Annotated in this window: 24 protein-coding genes; 14 read left to right on the top strand and 10 right to left on the bottom strand. The window is 65.7% G+C overall.

Annotation, left to right across the window (positions count from 1 at the left end):
• Positions 1-58: 58 nt before the first annotated feature.
• The 3 genes from ACQ5J0_RS02940 to ACQ5J0_RS02930 are packed head-to-tail and all read right to left on the bottom strand — an operon-like array spanning position 59 to position 1,684.
• The gene (locus tag ACQ5J0_RS02940) at positions 59-571 is read right to left on the bottom strand and encodes a flagella basal body P-ring formation protein FlgA (RefSeq protein ID WP_462569031.1); all 513 of its coding nucleotides are present in this window, start codon (positions 569-571) and stop codon (positions 59-61) included.
• Between the two features lie 25 nt (positions 572-596).
• Positions 597-1,031 (bottom strand): hypothetical protein, encoded by a 435-nt coding sequence (locus tag ACQ5J0_RS02935; RefSeq protein WP_462569030.1) that lies wholly within the window; start codon positions 1,029-1,031, stop codon positions 597-599.
• Positions 1,028-1,684 (bottom strand): MotA/TolQ/ExbB proton channel family protein, encoded by a 657-nt coding sequence (locus tag ACQ5J0_RS02930; protein WP_462569029.1) that lies wholly within the window; start codon positions 1,682-1,684, stop codon positions 1,028-1,030. Before ACQ5J0_RS02930 ends, ACQ5J0_RS02935 begins: the two co-directional genes overlap by 4 nt.
• A gap of 183 nt (positions 1,685-1,867) precedes the next feature.
• Between ACQ5J0_RS02930 and flgB the strand changes: the two genes are divergently transcribed.
• The 14 genes from flgB (at position 1,868) to ACQ5J0_RS02860 (ending at position 14,808) form a co-directional block, all read left to right on the top strand.
• The gene (gene flgB / locus ACQ5J0_RS02925; RefSeq protein ID WP_462569028.1) at positions 1,868-2,215 is read left to right on the top strand and encodes a flagellar basal body rod protein FlgB; all 348 of its coding nucleotides are present in this window, start codon (positions 1,868-1,870) and stop codon (positions 2,213-2,215) included.
• Positions 2,216-2,217: 2 nt separating this feature from the next.
• The gene (flgC, locus tag ACQ5J0_RS02920) at positions 2,218-2,622 is read left to right on the top strand and encodes a flagellar basal body rod protein FlgC (protein ID WP_462569027.1); all 405 of its coding nucleotides are present in this window, start codon (positions 2,218-2,220) and stop codon (positions 2,620-2,622) included.
• Positions 2,619-2,909 (top strand): flagellar hook assembly protein FlgD, encoded by a 291-nt coding sequence (locus ACQ5J0_RS02915; protein WP_462569026.1) that lies wholly within the window; start codon positions 2,619-2,621, stop codon positions 2,907-2,909. Before flgC ends, ACQ5J0_RS02915 begins: the two co-directional genes overlap by 4 nt.
• Entirely contained in the window at positions 2,909-3,721 is an 813-nt protein-coding gene (locus tag ACQ5J0_RS02910; RefSeq protein ID WP_462569025.1) for a flagellar hook-basal body protein, read from the top strand. The genes ACQ5J0_RS02915 and ACQ5J0_RS02910 overlap by 1 nt, the downstream gene beginning before the upstream one ends.
• Positions 3,722-3,726: 5 nt before the next feature.
• Positions 3,727-4,467: a flagellar basal body rod protein FlgF gene (locus ACQ5J0_RS02905; protein ID WP_462569024.1), complete on the top strand. Its 741-nt coding sequence runs from the start codon at positions 3,727-3,729 to the stop codon at positions 4,465-4,467.
• A gap of 37 nt (positions 4,468-4,504) precedes the next feature.
• Positions 4,505-5,293, top strand: a complete 789-nt coding sequence (gene flgG, locus ACQ5J0_RS02900) for a flagellar basal-body rod protein FlgG (protein ID WP_462569023.1) — start codon at positions 4,505-4,507, stop codon at positions 5,291-5,293.
• An 11-nt stretch (positions 5,294-5,304) separates the two neighbouring features.
• Positions 5,305-5,958, top strand: a complete 654-nt coding sequence (locus ACQ5J0_RS02895; RefSeq protein ID WP_462569022.1) for a flagellar basal body L-ring protein FlgH — start codon at positions 5,305-5,307, stop codon at positions 5,956-5,958.
• A 13-nt stretch (positions 5,959-5,971) separates the two neighbouring features.
• Complete coding sequence (locus ACQ5J0_RS02890) at positions 5,972-7,069, top strand: flagellar basal body P-ring protein FlgI (protein ID WP_462569021.1); 1,098 nt, start codon at positions 5,972-5,974, stop codon at positions 7,067-7,069.
• Positions 7,066-7,401 (top strand): rod-binding protein, encoded by a 336-nt coding sequence (locus ACQ5J0_RS02885; protein ID WP_462569020.1) that lies wholly within the window; start codon positions 7,066-7,068, stop codon positions 7,399-7,401. The genes ACQ5J0_RS02890 and ACQ5J0_RS02885 overlap by 4 nt, the downstream gene beginning before the upstream one ends.
• A complete protein-coding gene (gene flgK / locus ACQ5J0_RS02880) occupies positions 7,401-8,741 on the top strand; it encodes a flagellar hook-associated protein FlgK (protein WP_462569019.1) in 1,341 nt (446 codons plus the stop codon). Before ACQ5J0_RS02885 ends, flgK begins: the two co-directional genes overlap by 1 nt.
• Entirely contained in the window at positions 8,738-9,646 is a 909-nt protein-coding gene (locus tag ACQ5J0_RS02875) for a flagellin N-terminal helical domain-containing protein (RefSeq protein WP_462569018.1), read from the top strand. The genes flgK and ACQ5J0_RS02875 overlap by 4 nt, the downstream gene beginning before the upstream one ends.
• 28 nt (positions 9,647-9,674) lie before the next feature.
• On the top strand, positions 9,675-10,538 hold the full coding sequence (motA, locus tag ACQ5J0_RS02870; RefSeq protein ID WP_462569017.1) for a flagellar motor stator protein MotA: 864 nt from the start codon (positions 9,675-9,677) through the stop codon (positions 10,536-10,538).
• Between the two features lies 1 nt (position 10,539).
• Positions 10,540-11,364 (top strand): flagellar motor protein MotB, encoded by an 825-nt coding sequence (locus tag ACQ5J0_RS02865; RefSeq protein ID WP_462569016.1) that lies wholly within the window; start codon positions 10,540-10,542, stop codon positions 11,362-11,364.
• Between the two features lie 111 nt (positions 11,365-11,475).
• Positions 11,476-14,808 carry an amidohydrolase family protein gene (locus tag ACQ5J0_RS02860; RefSeq protein WP_462569015.1) on the top strand — a complete coding sequence of 1,111 codons (3,333 nt, stop codon included), beginning with the start codon at positions 11,476-11,478 and terminating at the stop codon, positions 14,806-14,808.
• A 24-nt stretch (positions 14,809-14,832) separates the two neighbouring features.
• On the opposite strand, the gene ACQ5J0_RS02855 is transcribed toward ACQ5J0_RS02860, so the two are convergent.
• The 7 genes from ACQ5J0_RS02855 to ACQ5J0_RS02825 form a co-directional block, all read right to left on the bottom strand.
• Positions 14,833-16,701 (bottom strand): methyl-accepting chemotaxis protein, encoded by a 1,869-nt coding sequence (locus tag ACQ5J0_RS02855; protein WP_462569014.1) that lies wholly within the window; start codon positions 16,699-16,701, stop codon positions 14,833-14,835.
• Complete coding sequence (locus ACQ5J0_RS02850; RefSeq protein WP_462569013.1) at positions 16,698-18,170, bottom strand: putative bifunctional diguanylate cyclase/phosphodiesterase; 1,473 nt, start codon at positions 18,168-18,170, stop codon at positions 16,698-16,700. Before ACQ5J0_RS02850 ends, ACQ5J0_RS02855 begins: the two co-directional genes overlap by 4 nt.
• Before the next feature lie 205 nt (positions 18,171-18,375).
• A complete protein-coding gene (locus tag ACQ5J0_RS02845) occupies positions 18,376-19,152 on the bottom strand; it encodes a CheR family methyltransferase (RefSeq protein ID WP_462569012.1) in 777 nt (258 codons plus the stop codon).
• Positions 19,153-19,244: 92 nt separating this feature from the next.
• Positions 19,245-20,390, bottom strand: coding sequence for a chemotaxis-specific protein-glutamate methyltransferase CheB (gene cheB, locus ACQ5J0_RS02840; RefSeq protein ID WP_462569011.1), 1,146 nt, complete (start codon positions 20,388-20,390; stop codon positions 19,245-19,247).
• A gap of 14 nt (positions 20,391-20,404) precedes the next feature.
• Positions 20,405-20,770: a response regulator gene (locus ACQ5J0_RS02835; RefSeq protein ID WP_454598517.1), complete on the bottom strand. Its 366-nt coding sequence runs from the start codon at positions 20,768-20,770 to the stop codon at positions 20,405-20,407.
• A 36-nt stretch (positions 20,771-20,806) separates the two neighbouring features.
• Positions 20,807-21,265: a chemotaxis protein CheW gene (locus tag ACQ5J0_RS02830; protein WP_462569010.1), complete on the bottom strand. Its 459-nt coding sequence runs from the start codon at positions 21,263-21,265 to the stop codon at positions 20,807-20,809.
• On the bottom strand, positions 21,262-23,382 hold the full coding sequence (locus ACQ5J0_RS02825; protein ID WP_462569009.1) for a chemotaxis protein CheW: 2,121 nt from the start codon (positions 23,380-23,382) through the stop codon (positions 21,262-21,264). The genes ACQ5J0_RS02830 and ACQ5J0_RS02825 overlap by 4 nt, the downstream gene beginning before the upstream one ends.
• Between the last annotated feature and the right edge of the window lie 52 nt (positions 23,383-23,434).

Raw genomic sequence — 23,434 nt, 5'->3', positions numbered from 1 at the left:
GATATGTAGAACGGCGGATGCTGCGCGGATTTAACCGGCCGGCAACAAATTTTGCCGGTTATGGCAATTGGATGCCGACCTGGCCGGGGCGGATCACCATGGCGCGCAGGGTTTCGCTGCGCTTGCCGTCGGCGCGTATCTGGATCCATTCGCCTTGCGCGCCGTCTTCCACGGCTTCGCCCTGCCGGGTGAGGGTGAAGCCGTTGCCGCGCACCAGGATGCTGACGGATTCGCCGCGGCGAACCAGCGCTTTGGTAGGTGCGGGGGCCCCGCGGGCGCCGCCCACTGCGCCGCCATCGACCGCGACATAGATCTTCCAGCCAGCAGTGGGGCAGGCAACCTGGACCGAACGCTGATCGCGGCCGAACCAGGACAGGTCGAGCGGAGTATGGCAGGGAGAAAGCTTTAGGCGCCGATCGACCGGCAGCCTGGCACCGCCGGGCTGGCCGATCTGCGAGCCGGTGAAATCGACCACCGCTCGGTCGATCATGTCGAGATCGGTCGTGGCTGCGACTGCCGTCGTGGCGAACAGCGCGGAACCGATCAATCCGAGAGCAACAAACTGGCGCATGGCGTTTCCTTGGATCGTGAGAGATTTACTCTCGTTCAGCAAGGACCGTGCCATCGGCACGTTCACCCGTGTAGCCGACCAGCACCATACTCTCGCTGCGCGAACCCGGCTCGAGCAGGAGACGCGCCGCAGAACCTTGCGCCGCGATCGCGTCGAGGAGCTCGGAGCCCGAACGGAAAGCCTCGTCGCGCCCGCCTTCGGGGTAGCGCATCACGACTGTTGCGCCCTGCCGGTCGTCGGTCAGTGTCGCCTGGAGCCATTCGCCGAGGTCGGTGCCTGGGCCGGGGCGATAGATCGCCAGACCCGCACCAGCGGCATCGATCATGCTCGTCGCCACCGGCGGTTCGACTTGCGGCTGCGCTTCGGGACCACCGCGGCTGGCCTGCGCGGTGATCAGGAACAGGATCAGCGCCAGATCGGCGGTGACCGTCTGCCACCCGGAACCGAGCCGCAGGATCATGCCGCCACCGGCGCGGGCACTTCGACTGGCGGAACGCTCCCGGTCTTGCGAACGCCCTCGGCGAGCCATTCGAGAACCTCGTCGCGGTTGCGCTCTTCCTGCCGCGAGCGGCGGGCGATGGCAGCAGCGATGGGGGCGAACAGGAAGTTGGCGGCCACCAGGCCGTAAAGTGTGGTAACGACCGCCATGGCGATCGCGTCGACCAGGCTGTCGCCTTTCGGTGTCGCCCCAGGCGCCTGGCCGAGCGCGAACAGCGTGCCGGCAAGGCCGAGGACCGGAGCGAGCTCGGCGGCGCATTCGAAGGTGCGGGCGGCCCGCTGCGCAATATCGAGCCGCCGCTGCTTGTAGCTTTGATGCGCGCCGTGGATCGACTGGATCGAACGCTGACCGATCATGATGTCGGTGATGCTGTCGAATTCGACATCGCCGAAATGATGAGGCTCGGCGCGAACGAAGCCGTCGTCGGCGATTTCGCGGATTTGCTTCGACAGTTCGGCCTTGGCCTTGGATGCGTCGAAAGCGGGTTCGAACAAGCCGCGCAGCGCGGCGAGCGAAACGCGCATGTCGGCAAAGCCGCAGCGCAGCAGCGTTGCCGCGATGGTCCCCATGAAGACGATCGCGATCGCTACGGGATCGATCCAGTTTTCCAGCATTGGTCCGGGCACTCCTCGCATCCCAGAACGACCGTCCCGGGGCGGGCTTTACCCCGGGGAATAACTTTGCCGCCCTCCGGCAGAAGCTTGCCGCAGATTGCCGCATTCCGTCGCACCGGCGGGCTCTCGCGAGTTTGGCACACCCCTTGCTTAACCTGTCCCGTAACTTTTGCGGAGGCTCTCATGAGCGAAGGCTTGTTCGGGATTCACGGTGCAGCGCTGGAGATCAGATCGCAGCGCCTGGGCGTGCTCGGCTCGAATATCGCGAACGCCGCGACGCCCAATTACAAGGCGCGCGACGTCGATTTCGCTGCGGCGCTCGAAGCGCGGATGGCCGGGGTCGACAGCGAACGGGCGGCGGGCTCGGCCGTGCGCTATCGCATTCCGACCATGGCGAGCCTCGACGGCAACACCGTCGAGATGTCGACCGAACAGGCCGCTTTCGCCGAGAACGCGGTCGCCTATTCGGCGACGCTCGGCTTCCTACGCGGAAGGGTCGAAACCCTCACCCGCGCGATCAGGGGCGACTGACCATGGCCGGTCCGACATCCCTGTTCGAAGTGGGGCACCGCGCCATGTCTGCGCAGCTCGTGCGGATGAACACCGCGGCCTCCAATCTGGCCAACGCCGGTTCGGTCGCGGGCAGCGAGGAGGCGGCCTACCGTCCGATGCGCACCGTCTTCGCGCAGGAACTCGACCGCGCCAGCGGCTTGTCCTCGGTCCGCGTCGACGGTGTCGTGCGCGAGGATGTCGCGCCGATCCGCCGACACGATCCCGGCCATCCGCTCGCCGACGAGAACGGCGACGTCTGGGAGGCCCCGGTCGATGAGAACGCCGAGATGGTCGAGATGCTCGAGGCGTCCCGCCAGTATCGCAACATGGTCGAGGCGCTCTCGACCGCCAAGCAGCTGATGCTCGAAACGATGAGGATGAAATGATCACACCAGTCACTAACCAGCCGGCTGCTTCCAACGCGCCGGTCGCCGGCCGCGGCATGGATCAATTGGGGCAGGGGGATTTCCTCCGCCTGCTCACCGTCCAGATGCAGCAGCAGGACCCGATGGACCCGGTCGATAACAAGGAGATGCTCGCGCAGATGGCGCAGTTCTCCTCGCTCGCCGGCGTCGCCGAGACCAATTCCATGCTCGAACGGATCGCGGAGAAGCTCGATCAGCTGATCGTCTCGACCGAGTCCGCCTCAGACCTTCGCAACGGAGAAAATTGATGTCCTTCTATACCTCGCTCAACGGCATGAAGAACGCGCAGACCTCGCTCGGCGTGATTTCGCACAACATCGCCAACTCGGAAACCTACGGGTTCAAGCGCAGCCGTGCGGAGTTCTCCGAACTCGTCGCCGGCTCGGCACTGACCAACCCGAAGATGATCCAAGGCATCGGTTCCTCGGTCGAGGCGATCAACCAGAACTTCGCGCTCGGACCGGTCGAACAGACCGGCTCGGCACTCGACCTTGCGCTCACCGGGGACGGCTTCTTCACCACCCGCTCTTCGGGCGACGGTGCGACGCTCTATACGCGCTCGGGATCGTTCGCGATCACCGGCAGCGGCCACATCGCCGACAGCAAGGGCAACCGCCTCCAGCTGTTCCCGACCGACGCCAATGGCACCGTCACCTCGGACGCGCTGATCGATGCGGTCATTCCTGCGGCCAATGCAGCAGGCGCCGAATTCGCGGGCGTCACCGTTTCCACCGAAGGGACGGTCAACGTCTCCTATGCCGATGGCTCGGTCGAGCCGATCGGCAGCGTCGCTGTAGCGGGCTTCATTGCCCCGACCGGTCTCAAGCGGGTCGGCTCATCGAACTGGGAGAGCACCGGCCTCTCGGGTGTGGCGAGTTACGGTTCGCCGGGCACCGGCCAGTATGGCTCGCTGCTCTCGGGCGCGCTCGAGCGCTCGAATGTCGATATCGCCGAGGAACTCGTCGGGCTGATCACCGCCCAGCGCAACTTCCAGGCCAACGCCAAGGCGATCGATACCGCGACCCAGATCTCGCAGACCGTCATCAACCTGCGGAGCTGATCGCAATGGACCGCCTCATCCACACTGCGCTTTCGGGCATGCGGGCGTCGATGGACAGCCAGCGCGTCATCGCGAGCAATATGGCGAACGCCAACACGCTCGGGTTTCGCGCCGAACTGGTCGATGCGCGCGCGGTCACCGTCGAAGGCCTCCCCAACGAGGCGCGGGCGATGCAGACCGCCCGGGTGCGCGGTGCGGATATGACGGCGGGCGAGATGATCGAGACCGGTCGCTCGCTCGACCTTGCGATCGAGACCGATGCGCTGATGGCGGTCCAGGCGCAGGACGGCACCGAAGCCTATACGCGCAGGGGCGATCTCTCGATCTCGGCGACCGGGCTGCTGGTCAATGGCGAGGGACGCCCGGTGATGGGCGACAATGGTCCGATCACGATTCCGCCCACCGGCATTCCGGCGATCTCCCCCGACGGCACGATCACGATCGCCGATCCCGCCGTGCCCGACCAGCCCCCGGCCGAGATCGGCCGGATCAAGCTGGCCGGCTGGCAGGGCTCGCCGATCCAGAAGGGTCTCGACGGGCTGTTCCGGGTCGAGGGCGGCGGCATCCTGCCGCTCGACGAGACCGCCACCGTCCAGACCGGCGCGCTCGAGCAGTCCAACGTCAGCACCACCGAAGTCCTGGTCGAGATGATCGATGCGCAGCGCCTGTTCGCGATGCGCAGCAAGATGATCGCGACCGCCCGCGAAATCGACGAAAGCGGCGCGCAACTGATGCGCCTCGGCTAATTCACGCCCCTGCTAATCCAAGAAAGGGATCAAGCACATGCCCACTTCAGCTCTCCAGGTCGCACGGACCGGACTCGAGGCGCAGGACGCGCGGATGCGGGTCATCGCGAACAACCTCGCCAACGTCGGGACCACCGGCTTCAAGCGCGACCGCGCCAATTTCGCGACGCTCGCCTATCAGGATGCCCGCGTGGCGGGGCAGCGCTCGTCCGGCGAGACCGCCTATGCCACCGGGCTCAACCTGGGCACCGGCGTGGCGGTCCAGTCGACCAGCCAGATCATGACGCAAGGCGGGCTCGCGACCACCGGCAACGGCTTCGACATGGCATTGGATGGCGATGGCTATTTCCAGATCGAGATGCCCGGGGGACGCACCGCCTATACGCGCGCCGGCAATTTCACCGTTTCCGCCGAAGGCCAGCTGGTAACCCAGCAGGGATTTGCGGTGCAGCCCGCGATCACCATCCCCGAAGGCGTCACATCGGTTGCGGTCGCTCCCGACGGCACCGTGTCCGCGACGCTGGCCGGCGAAGCCGAACCGGCCGAACTCGGCCAGATCCAGGTCGCGCGCTTCGCCAATCCTGCAGGGCTCCAGGCGATCGGGGACAATTTCCTGGTCGAAACGGGAGCGAGCGGCGCGGCCGAACTGGGGCCGGGCGGCGAGAACGGGCGCGGCAATATTCGGCAGGGAATGCTCGAATCCTCGAACGTCAACATCGTCGAGGAACTGGTCGAGATGATCGAATGCCAGCGCGCCTACGAAATCAGCTCGAAGATGGTCTCGGCCGTCGACGAGATGCTGCGCAACGCTAACCAGACGCTGTGATCATGGCCCCGATGAAAACCCTCGCTGTCGTCGTTCCGCTCGCGCTGCTCAGCGCGGCCTGCGGCAGTGGCGCGACCCGGCCCGCCGGCTTCGCTGCCGCGCTGCCGCCGCCGCCGGTGCATCAGCAGGCGCAGCCCGCCGATGGCGCGATCTTCCGCATCAACCAGGGCTATGCGCCGCTCTACAACGGCAATCGCGCATCGCAGGTCGGAGACCTCGTCACGGTGATTCTGGTCGAACGGACCCAGACTTCCAAATCGACCGCGGGCTCGACCGATCGCGAGGGGAACCTCGGGTTGTCGCTGCCGCGCTTCGTCGGAATCGACGATGCCGACCTTAATGCATCGGGCGGGGGGTCGTTCAATGGTTCGGGCAATGCATCGCAGGCGAGTTCGATAAGGGCCGATCTCACCGTCACCATCGCCGAGGTCCGTCCCAACGGCACGGCGTTGATACGCGGGGAAAAACTCATGGAACTGAGCCAGGGCGAGGAATGGGTGCAACTCGCGGGTATCATCCGGCTCGCCGATATCGACCAGGACAACCGCATCCTGTCGATCCGGGTGGCCGATGCGCGCTTCTCCTATTCCGGAGCGGGTTCTGTCCAGCGTGCGAGCCGCGAAGGCTGGCTGTCGCGCTTCTTCGGCGCGATCTCGCCCTTCTAAAGGAATGCCCATCATGATCCGCCGCCTCGCTCTACTCTTCGCCGCGCTGCTCGCGCTGCTGCCGGTCCCGGCCGCCGCCGAGCGGGTCCGCGATCTCGGACAGTTCCAGTCGGTTCGCTCCAACCAGCTGACCGGCTACGGCATCGTTGTCGGCCTCGACGGGTCGGGCGACGACAATTTCGCCTATCTGACGCAGGCCATGCGCGGTGTTTCGGGACGGTTGGGGCTCCAGCTCGCGCCGGGGGTCAATCCCGCGCTCAAAAACGCGGCGGCGGTGATCATAACCGCCGAGCTTCCGGCCTTCGCCAAACCCGGTCAGCGCATTCCCGTCACCGTCTCGACCATGGGCAAGGCCAAGTCGCTGCGCGGCGGCGCGCTGGTGCTCACCCCGCTCTACGGCGCCGACGGGCAGATCTACGCCATGGCGCAGGGCAATCTCGCCGTGGGCGGCCTGGGCGTTTCGGGCAAGGACGGCTCCAAGCTGACCGTGAATGTCCCCACTGTCGGGCGTATCGCCGACGGGGCCACGGTCGAACAGGCGGTCGCGAGCAATTTCGATTTCTCCGAAGTCCTGCGCTGGAACCTCTTTCAAGCCGATTTCCTCACCATCTCGCGCGTGCGCGATGCGATCAATTCGGCCTATCCGGGCATGGCCCAGATCGAGGACGGGGTGACACTCGCGCTGTTCCTGCCGCCCGGCGCCAATTCGCGCGCCGAGATCATGGCTCAGATCGAGATGCTCGATATCCAGCGGGCCGAGCGCGCCGCCAAGGTCGTGATCAACAGCCGCACCGGCACGATCGTGATCTCGAGCGCTGTACGCCTGTCTCCGGCGGCGATCAGCCACGGCAGCCTGGTGGTGCGGATCGACGAGAACCCGCTGGTCGTCCAGCCCGAGCCTTTCGCCAATGGCCGGACCGCGGTCGAACAGGACACCGAAATCACTGCTACCCAGATGGACAACGTAGTGACGCAGGTCGGACCCGCGGCATCGCTTGCCGAGGTGGTCGATGCGCTCAACGCGCTGGGCGCCAGTCCGGCGGATCTGGTCGCGATTCTCGAGGCGCTCAAGCAGGCGGGCTCGCTCAACGCGGAACTGGAAATCATATGACGGGTCCGGCACTCTCGATCGTCGCGCCCTCGTTTTCGCGATACCTGCCCTTGCAGGCGCAAGCGAAGCCGGAGCGCGAGCCCGATGCGGCGCGCACCGAGCTGCGCGAGACCGCGCAGCAATTCGAGGCGATCCTGCTGCGCCAGATGCTGGCCAGCGCGCGCAATGTCGACTTCGGCGGCAGCGATCTGTTCGGCGGCGAAAGCGACAAGACCTTTCACGAGATGCGCGATGCGCGCTTCGCCGAAATCACCGCACAATCGGGCCAGTTCGGCTTTGCCGCCGCGATCGAGCAGCAGCTCGAACGCTTTCTGCCGCAGGGTAACGACTGATGGCGTCCGACATGCTCTCGATCGCGGCCAGCGGCGCGCGAGCGGCGCGCGGGGCGCTCGACGTCACCGCGCAGAACATCGCCAATGCGTCGAGCGAGGGCTATGTCCGGCGCAGCTTGCGGATCGAGGAAGTCTCGGCGTCCGGCGGGGCGGGGCGCAATGGCGATATCTCGCTCTCGGGTGCACGGATCGCGGAAATCAACCGCAATGCGGATCCCTTCCTCCAGAGCGAAGTGCGCCGGACGAATGGCGATCTTCAGCGCGCCAACACCGAATTATCCGGCCTGAGCAATATCGAGAGCGCAATAGAACAATCGGGGATTTTCACCTCGATCGTGGAGTTCGAGGCGTCTTTACAGCAGCTTGCGGGCGATCCCTCGGACCCCTCGCGCCGCGCGGCAGCGCTGGCCGAAGCCAACACCATGGCAAACAAGTTCGAGATCACTGCGACCGGACTCGAATCTGTAGGCGCAGGTCTTCGCTTCGACGCCGAGGCCCAGGTCTCCGAAGCCAATATCATCGGCGGCGAGCTGGCCCGCGTGAACCTGCGGCTGACCCGTGCCGGTAGCGGCAGCAGCGACCGCGCCGCATTGCTGGACCAGCGCGACCAGCTGCTCGAGCGGCTGGCCGGTTTCAGCGCCGTCACCACCAGTTTCGCCAGCGACGGGACCGTGGCGGTCTCGCTGGGTTCGGCACCCGCGCGCAGCTTCGTGCAGGGCGGCACCTCAGGAGTGCTGTCTTCCGCGCAAGGCGCCGATGGCACTCTGAGTTTCGCAGTCGATGGCCAGCCGACCAATCCCGGGTCCGGCGGCCTCGCCGGCGCCGGTCTGGCGCTTACTGCGCTTGCCACGACCCGCGGACGGCTGGATGCGATTGCCAGCCGGCTGGCCGATACGGTCAACGCAGCGCAGGCTGCGGGCGTGGGCTCCGATGGTTCGCCCGGAGCGCCGATGTTCGCAGGCGCCACCGCGGGAACATTGCGTGTGGTTCTGGGCAGCGGGCAGGGGATCGCCACCGCGCCGGCAGGCGCCGCAGCAGGCAGCCGCGACACCGGGAACCTAGCCGCTTTGCGCGAGGCGCTCGCGAGCGAGAACCCCGCGCAGCAGCTCAGCAGCCTGCTGTTCGACGTCTCGAGCACCGTTGCCGGGCGCAATGTGACGCAAAGCGCGCTCGAGACGATCGCCTCCTCGGCCCGCATCTCGCTCGAGCAGCAATCGAGCGTCAATCTCGACACCGAAGCCACCAACCTCATCCGCTTCCAGCAGGCTTTCCAGGCTTCCGGCCGGGCGATGCAGGTGGCGAGCGATATTTTCGATACTCTTCTAGGGATCGGGCGATGATCAATCTGAGCACGGGCGCCTTTTTCGAACGCAGCACCCAGCAGATCGGCGTGCTCCGTGCGCGAGCGGAAACGCTGCAGAGCCAGATCGGCACCGGCGAGCGGATCGAGCGCTCTTCCGACGATCCCGTCGCCGCGGCGCGGCTGCGGATGCTGGCGCGCAGCGATCGTATGGCCACCGTCGATACGCGCAATTCGCAGCTTGCCGAGGCGGATCTGAAGCTTGCCGACCAGTCGCTGAGCTCGATCGCCGACCTGGTCATCCGTGCGCGCGAGCTGGCGGTGCAGGGCGCCGCGGCGACGCTCTCGGACGAGCAGCGCGGCGCGATCGGCATCGAGATCAAGGGATTGCGCGAAAGCCTGCTGTCGCTCGCGAACAGCCGCAATATCGCCGGGCATGCATTGCTGGGCGGCCAGGCGACCGGTGCCGCCTATACCGACGGTGTGAACGCTCAGTTCGTTGGCACGCAGGCGGTGGATGCCCTGGAAATCGGCGAAGGCCAGTCGGTCGTCCCCGGCCTCACCGGCCCGGAAGTCTTCGATTTTGCAGTCGACGGCACCGATACGGACCTGTTTGCCGTCCTCGGCAATCTGGCCGCAGCGCTGAAGGCAGGAGGCAATGCGGCATCGCAGGCGAGTTCGGATGCGCTGACATCGCTCGACGCCGGGCTCGAAAAGGTCTCCACCGCGCAGACCGTGATCGGCTCGCGGCTCAACTGGGTCGATCTGATGACCGAGCGGCGCGAGAACAATGCCGAACGCGTCGCCGACGAGCGCGCCGATGTCGGTGGCGCGGATATCGCGGTCACCATGAGCCGCCTGCAGGAAACGCTCACCGTGCTCGAAGCGACCCAGGCCAGCTTCGTGCGGCTTTCCAATCTTTCGCTGTTTTCGATGTTGCGCTGATCGCGCAATCAACTGGAGTAATTGTTCAATGTTCGCGATCATCGGAATCATCGTCCTGCTCGTCATGGTCTTTGGCGGATTCACGCTCAGCGGCGGTGCGCTCGGCCCGGTCATGGCGGCGATGCCGTTCGAGATGCTGATCATCGGTGGCGCCGCCATCGGCGCGATGGTTGCGGGCAACTCAATGGATGGCCTGAAGGCGGTCGGCAGGGCCTTCGGCAAGATTTTCAAGGGACCCAAGCACACCAAGCAGGATCACATCGACGCGATCGCCCTCACTACGCAGTTGATGAAGACCCTCAAGAACGACGGGCCGGTGGCGCTCGAGAGCCATCTCGAGAACCCCGCCGATTCGACCATCTTCAGCGCCTATCCCGGCCTGCTGGGCAACAAGCCGCTGATCGATCTGATCAGCGACACGCTTACCCTCCTGGTGGTGTCCTCGGGCACGCTCGAAACCCACGCGGTCGAAGAGGTGATGGACAATGCGATGAAGACGCATTTCCACGAGTTGCACGAGCCGCAGCACGCGCTGGAATCGCTCGCCGATGCGCTGCCCGCACTCGGGATCGTCGCGGCGGTGCTCGGCGTGGTCAAGACGATGGGCTCGATCAACGAACCCCCCGAGGTTCTTGGCAAGATGATCGGCGCGGCGCTGGTCGGAACCTTTCTCGGCGTTCTCCTGGCCTATGGCATCGTCGGCCCGCTGGCAGGCCGGCTGAAGCAGGTGCTCGAACAGGACGAGATGATCTTCCATGCGGTCAAGCAGGTCATCATCGCCTCGCTCTACGGTCATCCGCAGCCGCTGGTGGTGGAATCGGCCAGATCGGGTCTCGGTCATGCCGTGCGGCCCGGCCTGACCGAACTGCTCGACGCCCTGCGAGGCCGCTGACATGGCCACCAAGGCAGGTCGCAACGATCCGGCGCCCATCATCGTCAAGAAGGTGACCATCGTCGAGGCGGGGCATCATGGAGGTGCCTGGAAAGTCGCGTATGCCGATTTCGTCACCGCGATGATGGCGTTCTTCCTGCTGCTGTGGCTGCTCGGTGCAACCACCGAGGACCAGCGCAAGGGCCTCGCCGATTATTTCACCCCGACGCTGGTCAAGACCAAGGAGCAGAGCGCGGGGGCTTACGGGCTGCTGGGCGGCTCGTCGTTGACCGATGTCGATAATTACCCACATGCTGCCGGTCAGACCGGGACCAAGACCCTGACCGTGCCGCGCGATGCGAGCGGCGGGCCCCGCGAAGGGGCGGCGATGATCAAGCGCATCCAGCAGCGGGTCGAAAGCAAGATCGCCGAAGAGGAACGTCTGCGCCGGCTGATGCGCCAGGTGCGGATGGTCGATACCACCGAAGGGATCCGTATCGATCTCGTCGACGATGCCGACTTTTCGATGTTCTCGCTCGGGACGACGGTGCTCACGCCCGGTGCGCGCGACCTGCTTCGGATCATCTCCACCTCGATCGACCCCGAGCCCAGCAAGATCACCGTGCGGGGCCACACGGACGCCTTGCGGTGGCGGGATCCGCGAAGGGTCAACAACTGGTCGCTTTCGGCCGGCCGTGCCGAGGCGACCCGCCAGATGCTCATGCAACAGGGCATTGCGGTCGGCCGTTTCCGGCGGATCGAAGGCGTCGCCGACACCGAGCCGCTGATCAGCGCCGATCCCAGCGATCCGCGCAACCGCCGGATATCGCTGACTTTGACGAAGTAGCCAGCCCGCGCCAGCCGCTTCCAAGCGGCGGGTGAGGAAGACATTGCCGGAGGGCTTTGACTCTTGCCGACGTGCGCCTAAACCCCGGCGCATATCCGGGAGAGTTCATCCATGAAATTCACTGTCGCATCCGTCCTCGCCTCGCTGTTCCTCGCCCAGGCCGCCGCCGCTCAATCCGACGCACCTCCGCCTTCGCCCAATCCGGTCGAGGAGCAGGAAGTCGACGCCTCGCAATCCGACGAAGCCCTGCCCGAGGAGGGAACCGGCGAGGCGGTCCAGGCTGCGCCGGCGATTGTCCAGCCGGGCGCCGATGCGGAAGAGGCGCCCTGGGACATCACCGCCCCGCGCGGCGCAACGCTGCGTCAGGTGCCGATCCGCACCGACGAAGGCACCTGGATGGATGTCGACGTCTCGCCCGACGGTCGGACCCTCGCTTTCTCGCTGCTTGGCGACATCTACACCATGCCGATTGCCGGCGGCACGCCGACCCGCATAGCCGACGGTCTGGCCTGGGAAATCCAGCCGCGTTTCTCCCCCGATGGCCAGCGTATCGCCTTCACCTCGGACCGCGGCGGGGCCGACAATATCTGGGTCATGAACGCGAACGGTTCGGACAAGCGGCAGGTCACCAAGGAAGATTTCCGCCTGCTCAACCAGCCGACCTGGAGCCCCGACGGGCGCTATATCGCGGCCAAGAAGCATTTCACCACGCAGCGATCCGCCGGTACGGGCGAGGTCTGGATCTACCACGTGTCGGGCGGCGGCGGGGTCGCGCTGGTCGAGCGGGCCAACGAAACCGCGCAGAAGGAGCTGGGCGAGCCGGTCTATTCCGCCGATGGCGGGTCGATCTTCTACACCCGCAACGTCTCGCCCGGCGCGGTGTTCGAATACGCGCAGGATTCCACCCAGAGCCTGTTCGAGATCGAACGCTACGACATCGCGACCGGCGAGGTGACCACCGCCGTCTCCGGCTATGGCGGGTCGGTACGGCCGCAGCCGTCGCCCGATGGCAAATATCTGTCCTTCGTCCGGCGCGACAAGGACCAGTCGCAATTGTGGATCAAGGATCTTTCGACCGGCGTCGAACGGATGATCTACGATGAGCTCGATCTCGACATGCAGGAGACCTGGGCCGTCTATGGCGTCTACCCGCTGATGGACTGGACCCCCGACAGCCGGGAGATCGTGTTCTGGGCGGGCGGCAAGCTCAACCGCATCGGGCTCGATGGCGGCGCGGCGCGGGTGATCCCTTTCCGGATCGACGATACGCGCACCGTCGCCGACGCACCGCACCCGGTCATTCCGGTGGCGCCCGACAGCTTCCAGACCAAGATTCCCAAGTTCGCCGTCCTGTCGCCCAATGGCGACCGGATCGTCTTCGAAAGCCTGGGCAAGCTCTACGTCAAGAACGCTGCAGGGGGCGAGCCGCGCCGGCTGACCGGCGAAGGCGAGGCGCTCGAGCTGTGGCCGACCTGGTCGCGCGACGGCAATCGGATCGCCTTCGTGCGCTGGACCGACGAAGGCCTGGGCGAAATTGTCGTTGCAGACAGCAACGGGCGCAATGTGCGTAGCGTCACGGCCACGCGGGGTCATTACGCTGTCCCGCAATTCTCACCCGACGGACGGACGCTGGTGTTCGAGAAGCGCTCCGGCGGCTATCTGACCTCGCCCGAATATTCCGAGAATACCGGGGTCTACACCGTACCGGTTTCGGGCGGTGCGCCCGAGCTGGTCTCGCGCGGCAATCGCGTCCCGCAATTCGGCGCAGAAAACGACCGCGTCTTCATGATGGGCAATTCGGAGGGCAAGCTGCAACTGCTTTCCACCGATCTCAACGGCGAGGCGGTCCGGGTCCATGCCGAAGGCGAACTCGCCAATGATTTCCGCGTCGCACCCGATGGCAGCTACGTCGCCTTCCGGCAGAATTACGAGGCCTTCGCCATGCCGCTGCTGCCCGGCGGGCAGGCGGTCACCGTGGGCGAGAAAGCCAGCTCGCTCCCCGTGGTGCGCGCGAGCCAGGGCGGCGCCGACTATATCGGCTGGGCCGACAATGGCGACACGCTCTACTGGTCCATGGGGCCCACGCTCTATCGCGCCAGCACGGCGGCCATGTTCCGCACCGCACCCGCGGGCGAAGACGCGCCCGAATTCGTCCAGCCCGAGACCGGTATCTCGCTCGCCAGGACCGTCAGGGCCGACAAGCCGACCGGGACCTACGCGCTCACCAATGCCCGCATCCTCACCATGGCGGATGACGGCGCCGGAGCGATCGAGAACGGCACTGTGGTCATCCGCGGCGACCGGATCGTTGCGGTCGGCCCTTCGGCCAGCACGCAGGTGCCCGCCGGCGCCACCGTGATCGACGCCAGCGGCAAGACCATCATGCCCGGCCTGGTCGACGCGCATGCCCACGGTCCGCAGGGCGTGGGCGATCTGGTGCCGCAGCAGAATTGGGCAGCGGTGCAGGAACTGGCGATGGGCGTGACCACGATCCACGACCCGTCTTCCAGCGCCAGTTCGATCTTCGCGGCATCCGAGCGCCAGCGCGCGGGGACGCTGCTCGCGCCGCGCATCTTCTCGACCGGCGAGATCATCTACGGCGCCAAATCGCCGGGCGTCTACGCCCGGATCGACGGCTACGAGGATGCTCTGGCGCACGTCCGCCGGATCAAGGATCAGGGCGGTATCTCGGTCAAGAACTACAACCAGCCGCGCCGCGAACAGCGCCAGCAGGTGGTTGCCGCCGCGCGCGCCGAGAACATGCTGGTGGTGGCCGAGGGCGGATCGCTGTTCGGGATGGACATCAATCTGATCGCCGACGGCAATTCGACGCTCGAACACAACATTCCCGTCGATGTGATCTACGAGGACGTGCTGCAGTTCTTCGGCCAGAGCCAGACCAATTACACGCCGACGCTAGTGGTGACATACGGCGGTCTCGCCGCCGATCCCTATTGGCGCCAGGCAACCGATGTCTTCGCCAATCCGCTGCTCGTGCATACGCCGCCGCGGATGCTGCTGGCGGAGACCGCGCGCCGTACCAAGGCTCCCGAATGGGCCTATGTCGACGACAATTCCGCGCGCGAGTCCAAGAAGCTGGCCGAACGCGGGGTCAAGGTCAGCATCGGCGCGCATGGCCAGCAGGCTGGAATCGCGGCGCATTGGGAGCTGTGGAGCTTCGTGCGCGGCGGGATGAGCCCGGTTCAGGCGCTGCGCGCAGGGACCATCGAATCCGCCCGCTCGCTGGGAATGGACCGCGACATCGGCAGCATCGAACCCGGCAAGCTCGCCGACCTCGTCGTGTTGTCGGCCGACCCGGCGCAGGATATCCGCAATTCGGACGACATCGAGCGGGTGATGATCGGCGGGCGGCTCTACGATGCGCAGACGATGAACGAAGTGGTCACGGGCGATGCCCGCCGCCTGCCCCATTGGTGGGAATGAGCGGTTGAGGGCTGCGGGCGGAAGTCAGGCTTCCGCCCGCACCTTTTCGAGGAAGGAGCCGACCTGCTGGCGCAGCGCGCTCGCCTGTCCTTCGAGCTCCGTCGATGAATTGAGCACCTGGCTCGCGGCGGCGCCGGTGACGAGGCTGCTCTCGCGCACCTGATCGATATTGGCGGATACCTCGCCCGATGCCCGCGCCGCCAGATCGATGCTCCGCGCCAGATCCTGGCCCGCGACCGATTGCTGATCGACCGCGCTGGCGATCGAGACCGCAGTGGTTTCGAGCTGCTTGATATGCTCGCCGATTGAGCGCAGCGCATCGACGCTGGCGCCGGTCGAGTTCTGCATGGCGCGGATTTGCCCCGCCACTTCCTCGGTCGCGCGGCTGGTCTGGTTGGCCAGTTCGTTGACCTCGCTGGCCACCACCGCGAAACCGCGGCCCGCCTCGCCCCCGCGCGCCGCTTCGATCGACGCGTTGAGTGCGAGCAGATTGGTTCGCTGGGCGATCGACTGGATCAGCTCGACGATCTTGCCGACCTGATTTGCCGAGGCCGAAAGCGCGGAAATGGTCTCGTCGGCATCGCCTGCGGCCTCGGTGGCCTTGCGGGCGAGCGAGGCCGAGTTGGCTGCCTGACGGCTGATCTCGCCGATCGACATGGCGAACTCGTCCGACGCGGCCGCCGCGGCGGTTACCCCGGCGCTGGCTTGCTCCATGGATTTTGCAACCTGGGTGCTCTGACTGCTCGACTGGTCGGCGACGCTGGCCATCGAACCGGCTGTCGCCTGCAATTGCGTGGCTGCCGCGGCGACGCTGCCGACCACATTGCCGACAGTGGTCTCGAAGTTCTGCGCCAGTTCGAGCAGCGTACGTTCCTTTTGCAGCCGGACGTCTTCGCGCTCCTGTTCCAGGGCGGCGCGTTCTTCCAGCTCGCGCTCGGCGCGGCCGGCCTTCTCGGAAATGAGCTTCTCGAAGCGCCAAGCAACTCTCAGGAAGACGTGCATCGCGTTGGCCAGACCGCCGATCTCATCCTTCCGATCGCGCCCGGGAATGGAAATGGCCTTGTCGCCGCTGGCCAGCTTTTCGGCTGCAGAGGTCAGTTCGACGAGAATGTCCGACAGATCGCGCGTAAGATATCGAGAGCTCAGAAAGATCACGCCGACCATCAGGGCGCTGATCAGCCCGAGCACTGCGAAAATCCAGACGATCGCTGTCGCCGAGCCGGCATCGATGGCCTGGCCGTGATCGGCCAGCTGAGCGCTGATGGACTCGGCCTGTTCGGCAAAGCTGATGCCGCTGAGGAAAATCGCGTCGGCGATGGTCTGGGTCCGTTCGCCCGAACCGTAGCGCAGATAGGACGACCGCAGCGCCTGCAATTCGCGGTCGTATCCCTCCAGCTGATCGGCCAGATAGTCGATCGCGGGGAGGGTGTCGGGAGAATATTCTGCGGCTGTCGTGTGGATTGTCTGCAGCAAGCCGTCGGTTGCGTTCAGGGATTCACGTGCGGTCACCAGATCTTCGAGGTCGCCGGTAATGGCGTAGCGCTGGCTGTGGAGCCGCGCCTGTTCGATGTTTTTGGTCAGCTGAGCCGACGCGACCTGGGTTTCCGAAACGGCCAGCCGCGCGTCCCGCATGTCGAGCGCAATCAAGCCTGCGATCGCCGTGGCGACCATTATGGCGAAGACCGCCCCCAGATTAGCCGCCGACAGGGTGCGCAGCTTGCCAGCGATCGACATGTGATGGAAGAACGCGCCGAACCGTCCCTGCACGGTCCCGCTTTGCCCGGAGTTGTCCTCCGGCGCGAGGTGCCGAGCGGCAGCGGGGTCGGACACTTCGCGCTCCGAGATCTCGCTTTCGGCGACCAGCTCTTTCGCCACATCCTGTAGAGCGCTCATGCTACCTTGCCTTCCTTGGTCTCTATCGCTGCTGCCACCGTCGTGGCGGCGATATCGATCGGTCTGTCGAGATATTGCGGGATTTCGCTGGCGGGCATGGCCTTGAAATAGAGCCAGCCCTGGATTTGGTCGCAACCCGCGGCTCGCACCATCTGGGCCTGTTCCTCGGTTTCCACGCCTTCGGCCGTGACGGCCATCTTCATGGCACGCGCCACGGTGATGCTGGAGAGCATCATGGCGCGGCTGCCGTCGTCCTGGCCGGCCTGGGAGACCAGGCTGCGGTCGATCTTGAGCTTTTCGAAGCGGAACCGGCGCAGGAAGCCGATCGAAGCGTATCCCGTCCCGAAATCGTCGAGTACGATGCTGACGCCGAAATTGCGGATCACGGAAAGGCTGCGCTCGGCCACCACCGGGTCGTGAACGAGGCAGGTCTCGGTGATCTCGAGCTCGAGCCGCTCCGGCGCAAAGCCCGTCTCCTCGAGGATTTGACCGAGCTGGATCGGGAATTCGGGGTTGCGCAGCTGCGCCGCCGAGAGATTGACCGAGAGCGTGATGCCGTTCCAGTCCAGCGCGTCGAGACAGGCGCGGCGCAGCACCAGCAGGCCGATCGGGTTGATCAGGCCCGATTCTTCCGCGACCGGGATGAATGTATCGGGGGCGGTGAAGGTTCCATCCGGACGCGGCCAGCGGATCAGTGCCTCGACCGCAACGATCTTGCTCGAATCGCAATCGATCAGCGGCTGATAATGCAGCGTGAATTCGCCATTCGCGAGCGCCGAGCGCAGCTCCTCGTCCATCTCGCGCGTCTGCTCGCGGCTGGCGTCGAACTGGTGGCTGAACCAGGTGCAGCGTGCCTTGCCGCCGCGTTTCGAAGCATACATGGCGACATCCGCCTGCCGCAGCAGTTCGGGAGAACCCAGCTGCTGGGCCGCTGTGGTCCTGGCCAGACCGATGCTGGCGCCCAGCGTCAGACGGCGTTCTTCCACGCGGACGGGTTTCGCGAGCCGCTCGACGATCCTGCGACACAGGCCTTCGAGCAGCGTCGCGGCAACCGGGCCAGATTTGAAAACGGCAAATTCGTCGCCCCCCAGCCGGTATACCCGCGCTTCGCCCTGGCAGATCTCGGAGATGATGTCGGCCGACACCCGCAGCGTGCGGTCGCCGACTGCGTGTCCGTAGTGATCGTTGACGAGCATGAAACCGTCGAGATCGAGCAGCGCGACCGCGAGTTCCTGCTCCTTTCGGCAAATGCGGGCGTAATCGAGATGCAGGGCATGGCGATTGGGCAAGCCGGTCAAAGTATCCGTGATGCTCAACTTCTCGAGCTGGCGGGAGTGTCGGATCCCGTGCCACACAAGAGCGGCGACCACGGCGGCATAGGTCGGGATCGCAAAGGAGAAGAATACGGGCGTGGAAACCACTGCGCTCGAGCGGCTCGCGGCATAGGCCAGCAGGAGAGCTGCGAACACGCAAGACAGGACCGCGAGCGGGGCCAGAACCATGACCTGCGGAGAGAACCCTCCCTTGCCCGGCATATCCGTCACATTAGCCCCCAACAGAAGTCGAACCGACGCTGCCCGATCGGCTGTAGAGGGCGAGGTGCTAAGAATGGGTAAAGCCCAGGTTTACCTTCTTTGCGTAGCGATACGGCGCGATTGAGCGGTCGCGGCGCGATCAGCCGGCCAGCCTGGCCAGCGCCGGTTGGACCGATATTTCCGGCAAGGGCCGGTGGCTGGTGCCGACCGGATGATAAAGCGTCGCGCCGCACGGTGCGGGGACGAAGAAATCGGTCTGGCCGATCACGGTCTCGCCTGCTCCCAGCATCAGCCAGCCATCCGCCGCTGTCGCCTGCGACAGGCGTGCGAAAACGGAGCGACGGGTCGGGGGATCGAAATAGAGCAACACGTTGCGGCACAGCACGAGATCGAAATTGCCCGGATGCGGCGGCGCACCGAGCACGCTGGCCTGTTTGAACCGCGCCATCGACCGGATCGTATCGTTGGCCTGCCAACCCTCGGGTGTTTCGCTGAAGAACTGCAGCATCTGTCCGATGCCGATCCCGCGCTGGATCTCGAATTGCGAGTAGAGTCCGGAATTGGCCACCGCGAGCGCCTTGGTCGAGATGTCGGTGCCGAGGATGTCGATGCTCCAACCAGCCCAACGTTCGGGCTGTCCGGCGAACAGCATGGCAAGCGACAGCACTTCCTGTCCGGTCGAGCAGCCCGCCGACCAGATGCGGATCCGTTTGCTTCCCGCGCGCTTGCTGGCGATGTCGGGAAGGACGGTGTCGGCCAGGATAGAGAAATAGGCGTGGTCGCGGAAAAAATAGGTTTCGTTGTTGAGCAGGGCCTCGACCACCTGAGTGGCGAGCTCGCCCTGGTCGCCGTCGCCGAGCAGGCAGGCTAGCTGGTCGAGGTTGGAGATGCCGCGCTCGCGGAACAGGCCGGTCAACGCGGAGGAAACCCGCCACAGGCGGCTGTCCGTCAGTTGCTGGCCCGTCCGTGAACAAAGGAGATCGGCGACGATACGATGCGACGCGTCGTTCAAGGGCACGCCGCTGCCCCGCTTGCCACCAGCCCTGCTGCTTCGATCACGGCATCGGCAAGCTGTTCGGGGGGCAAGACCGCGGTGGCGATCCCGCTCTCGGTCACGCCGCGCGGCATCCCCCACACGGCACAGCTTTCTTCGTTCTGCGCATACACGGCGCCGCCGGCCCGCGCGACCGCGCCTGCCCCCTCGGTACCGTCGCGGCCCATGCCGGACAGCAGGACCGCTGCGACATGGCCCTCGAAGCATTCGGCCAGGCTTTCGAACATTGGATCGACCGAGGGCATGCAGCCGCTGGTCGCACGGTTGTGCGCCAGCCCGGTGACCGCGCCGGTGTCCGAGATCATGCCGGGATGGGCGCGCCGGACCACCATATGTCCGTAGCCCGGTGCGATCACGATCCCTCCGCGCTCGATGCTGGTCCCTTCATCGGCGAGCACGGCCCGGCGCCCGGCGGCAACTTCCACCTGACGGGCAAACACCGGCATGAAGCTTTCGGGCAGGTGCTGGGTGATGAGGATGGGGAGGTCGAATTCGCGCGGCAGGCGCCGCAGGAACAGGTTGAGCGCGTGGATGCCGCCGGTTGAGGCTCCGATCGCGACGACCCGCGGCACTTTCGTGCGGCGGCGAAGGGGAAGGGCGGTCGCCTCTATTGCCGAGGCGCTTTCGGTTACCTGTGCCTGACCACCCAGGGCGCGGATCTTCGCGAGCAGCGCGTCGCGATATTCGTCGTTGAACCCGCCGGGGCGCGGCTTGAGCATGGTGTCCGCCGCGCCCATCGAGAGCGCGGTAAGCGTGTGTTCGGCGCCGTCCTGCGTCAGCGAGGACACGACCAGAACCTGCGCCTGTGCGGCGCGCTGGAGAAGCCTGGGCAGCGCCTCGATCCCGCCCATCCCGGGCATTTCGAGATCGAGCAGGATCACGTCGACATCGGTCGAACGCAGCGCGAGCAGCGCCTTCTCGGCCGTGTCGGCATCGGCAACCACGGACAGATCGTTCTCGCGATCGATCATCCGCGAGAAAACCGTCCTTACGGTCAGCGAATCGTCGACGATCATCACCCGGATATTGTCCGCGCGGGTCGCCCGCGATTGCGGTGCGGCTGCCGGAGGATAGCGTTCGGGGCGGAGGACGGCGGCCATGGAAGCGGTCCTTCTCAGACCATTCCGACGAGCTGGAGCTTGATCTGCAAGGTTTCGTGATCGAATGGCTTCATCACATATTCGTCTGCGCCGGCGCTGATCGCCTCACGGATATGCGCCACGTCGTTCTCGGTGGTGCAGAATACGACCTTAGGCTTGTCGCCGCCTTCGCGCTGGCGCAGCTGGGTGATGAACTCGATCCCCGTCATCACCGGCATGTTCCAGTCCAGCAACACGACATCGGGCATCGATTCTTCGCATTTGTCGAGGCCGAGCTTGCCGTTCTCCGCTTCATCGACTGCGAAGCCGAGGGTTTCGAGTATGTGCCGGGACACCTTGCGGATCACCCGGGAGTCGTCGACGACAAGACATTTCTTCATTGCACGCGCCCTTCGGGTTTCTTTTGCGAATCGCATCTAGACGCGGACCGGTAACGATTCGCTTAAGCTGCCTGCGCCACGCCCGGCGATGAGTTGCTCGATTGCGATCAGCAGAGCGGGTCCGCTTGCGGTCTCGACCATGCCGATCGCAGCTTCGGCCCAGGCTTCACCGAAACCGCCGGGCACCCGTTCGGGCTCGCCTAGCGCGGCGGTGACGTCGAAGGCTTCGTCGACCAACAGGGCGTAGGCATGGCCCTCGTGATCGACCACCGCGGCGCGGCTCCCGGCCGGATCGCCGCTGCTTTCGAAGCCGAGCGCCACACGGCTGTCGATCACGGTCAGCGCCTGACTGCGCAAGGCGGTGATTCCGGCGATATGAGGTGCGGTGCGCGGGATCGGGGTGATCCGCTCGATCTCGATCACCGAACGAACCTTCACCGCTGGGAAGGCAATCCGCCGCTCGGCAATCAGGCACAGGAGCAGGGACTGGGTCACAGCGCGCTGACCTCACGGGTAGGGGCTGGCTCGGCGGAAACGGGGTTGCCGTGTTCTGCGAGCAGGCGGTGGGCGTCGAGCACCGGGACTGGTCTTCCTTCGAGCAAGGCGACGCCAGCGTATCGCCGGTCTCTGTCGCCGGCGCCCATGTCCTCGTCGACTTCCCTCGCATCGAGCACTTCTGCAACGATCAGCGCGAGTTCGCTTGTGCCATCGGAAAGGCGAAGCAAGCGGCACCGGCCCTCGGGCAGCGGCCCGTCTTCGTGGCCAAGGAGGGCGAACAGCCGGTCGTCGATGACAACCTGCGCCCGCGCGCCCTCGATATCGATCGCCTCGGGCTCGACGGTGTCGATCCTTTGCACCAGGTCCAGACGAACGGCACGGCGGCGCCGGTCGAGCCCGGTGAACAGCATAACCGGGACTGTGGGCCTGACGGGCGCGGTGCTTTCTTCTTCGACCGCGCTTTCCGGTCTCGCGCGCAAATCGTCCAGCATCCCGCAATCCCGCGCGATATTGGGCACATCGAGCAGCATCATCGGGCGCCCGTCGTCGAGGAGCGTGGTCCCCGCGTAGATGCCGGTTTCCATGATCGCAGGCGGGATCGGTTTCACCACCACATCCTCGTGATCGTGGACCCGGTCGACCGCCAATGCGAAAATCTCGTCGGTGGCTAGCCGGATGAGGACCAGCGTCGTCTCCGGCCAGTCGATGCGCTCGGTCTCGCTTCCGGCCAGCACATGTGCCAGCGCGATGCAGGGCACCCTTCGGTTGCGGAAGGTCAGCAATTGCCGCTCGCCGGCACGCGCGAGCTCGACGTCGCGCGATCTGGCGAAGACGATCTCTTCGATATAGGAGCGCGGCAACGCGTAAAGCCGTCCCTGCGATTCCACGGTCAAGGCCGGCATGATCGAGAGCGTGAGCGGCAGTTGGAGATAGAAGGTCGTCCCTTCGCCCGGCTGGCTGAAGACGTCGATCGAGCCGCCGACCTTTTCGATGTTGGCGCGCACCACATCCATGCCGACCCCGCGACCCGAAACCGAACTCACTGAATCGGCGGTCGAAAGTCCGGGCTCGAAGATCAGCAGGCGCTTCTGGCGCTCGTCCATCCGTGTGAGTTCGGCGCGGGTGTAGACTCCTGCCGCGAGCGCCTTGGCCTCCAGCCGGTCGACATCGATCCCGCGCCCGTCGTCGGAGATCGCCAGCGAAATACGATTGCCCGACTGGCGGGCGGCAAATTTCAGCAGGCCGGCCGGACGCTTGTCCGCCTCGCGGCGCTTCTCGGGCGGTTCGATCCCGTGATCGATCGCGTTGCGGATGATATGAGTGACCGGGTCGCGGACCATTTCGACCATCTCGCGGTCGAGTTCGACATCTCCGCCTTCGAATTCGACGACCACCTCCTTGCCGAGCTCGTGGGCGAGATCGCGCACAAGGCGGGGGAGAGCGCCGAACAGATGTTCGAGCCGCTGCATCCGCATTCGCGTGGTGGCGCCTCGGACATCGGCGAGGATCGCGGAGAGGCGCTCGAAGGGTCCATCGATCGTCGGCTGCTCGCCGGCTTCGCGCAAGCGCCGTGCCAGGTCGTTGCGCGCCAGCACCATGTCGGACACGCCCTTCATCACTTCGTCGAGCAGATCGACGGGGAGGCGGATCGAACGCTGGACGGTAGCGGTTCGGGCAGTGCGGCTTGAGCCGTCCTCGGCGTTCGCAGTTTCGGTGGGGGTGGTCTCGTCGGGCTCCGCCCCTACGGCACCCGGCTGCAGGGCATCGATCAATGCATCGTCGCCGCCGGCAGGATAGTCTTCGCCCGCCTCGATCGCGTCGTTCATCTGGCCGATCCGGTCCATGATCGCGAGGACGGCCGAAACCAGAACCCGATCCGGCTCGCGGCGCCCGGCGCGGCAATCGGCCAGCGCATCCTCCGCGGCGTGGCTCAGCCGCTCGAGCCGGGGGAAATCGAAGAAGCCGCAATTGCCTTTGACGGTGTGGACGAAGCGGAAAATCGTATCGAGCCGCGCCTTGTCGGAAGGGTCGGCTTCCCAGGCGACGATTTCCTCGCCGCTCGCCTCGAGCATTTCGCGGGTTTCGGCGACGAAATCCGCCAGCAAATCGTCCATTTCGTCACCGCCCCTCTGCGTATCAGGGCAGCTATGCCGGAGGATGGTTAAC

Source organism: Qipengyuania sp. SM2512 (assembly GCF_054954005.1).
This window is presented reverse-complemented; position numbering and strand designations above follow the sequence as displayed.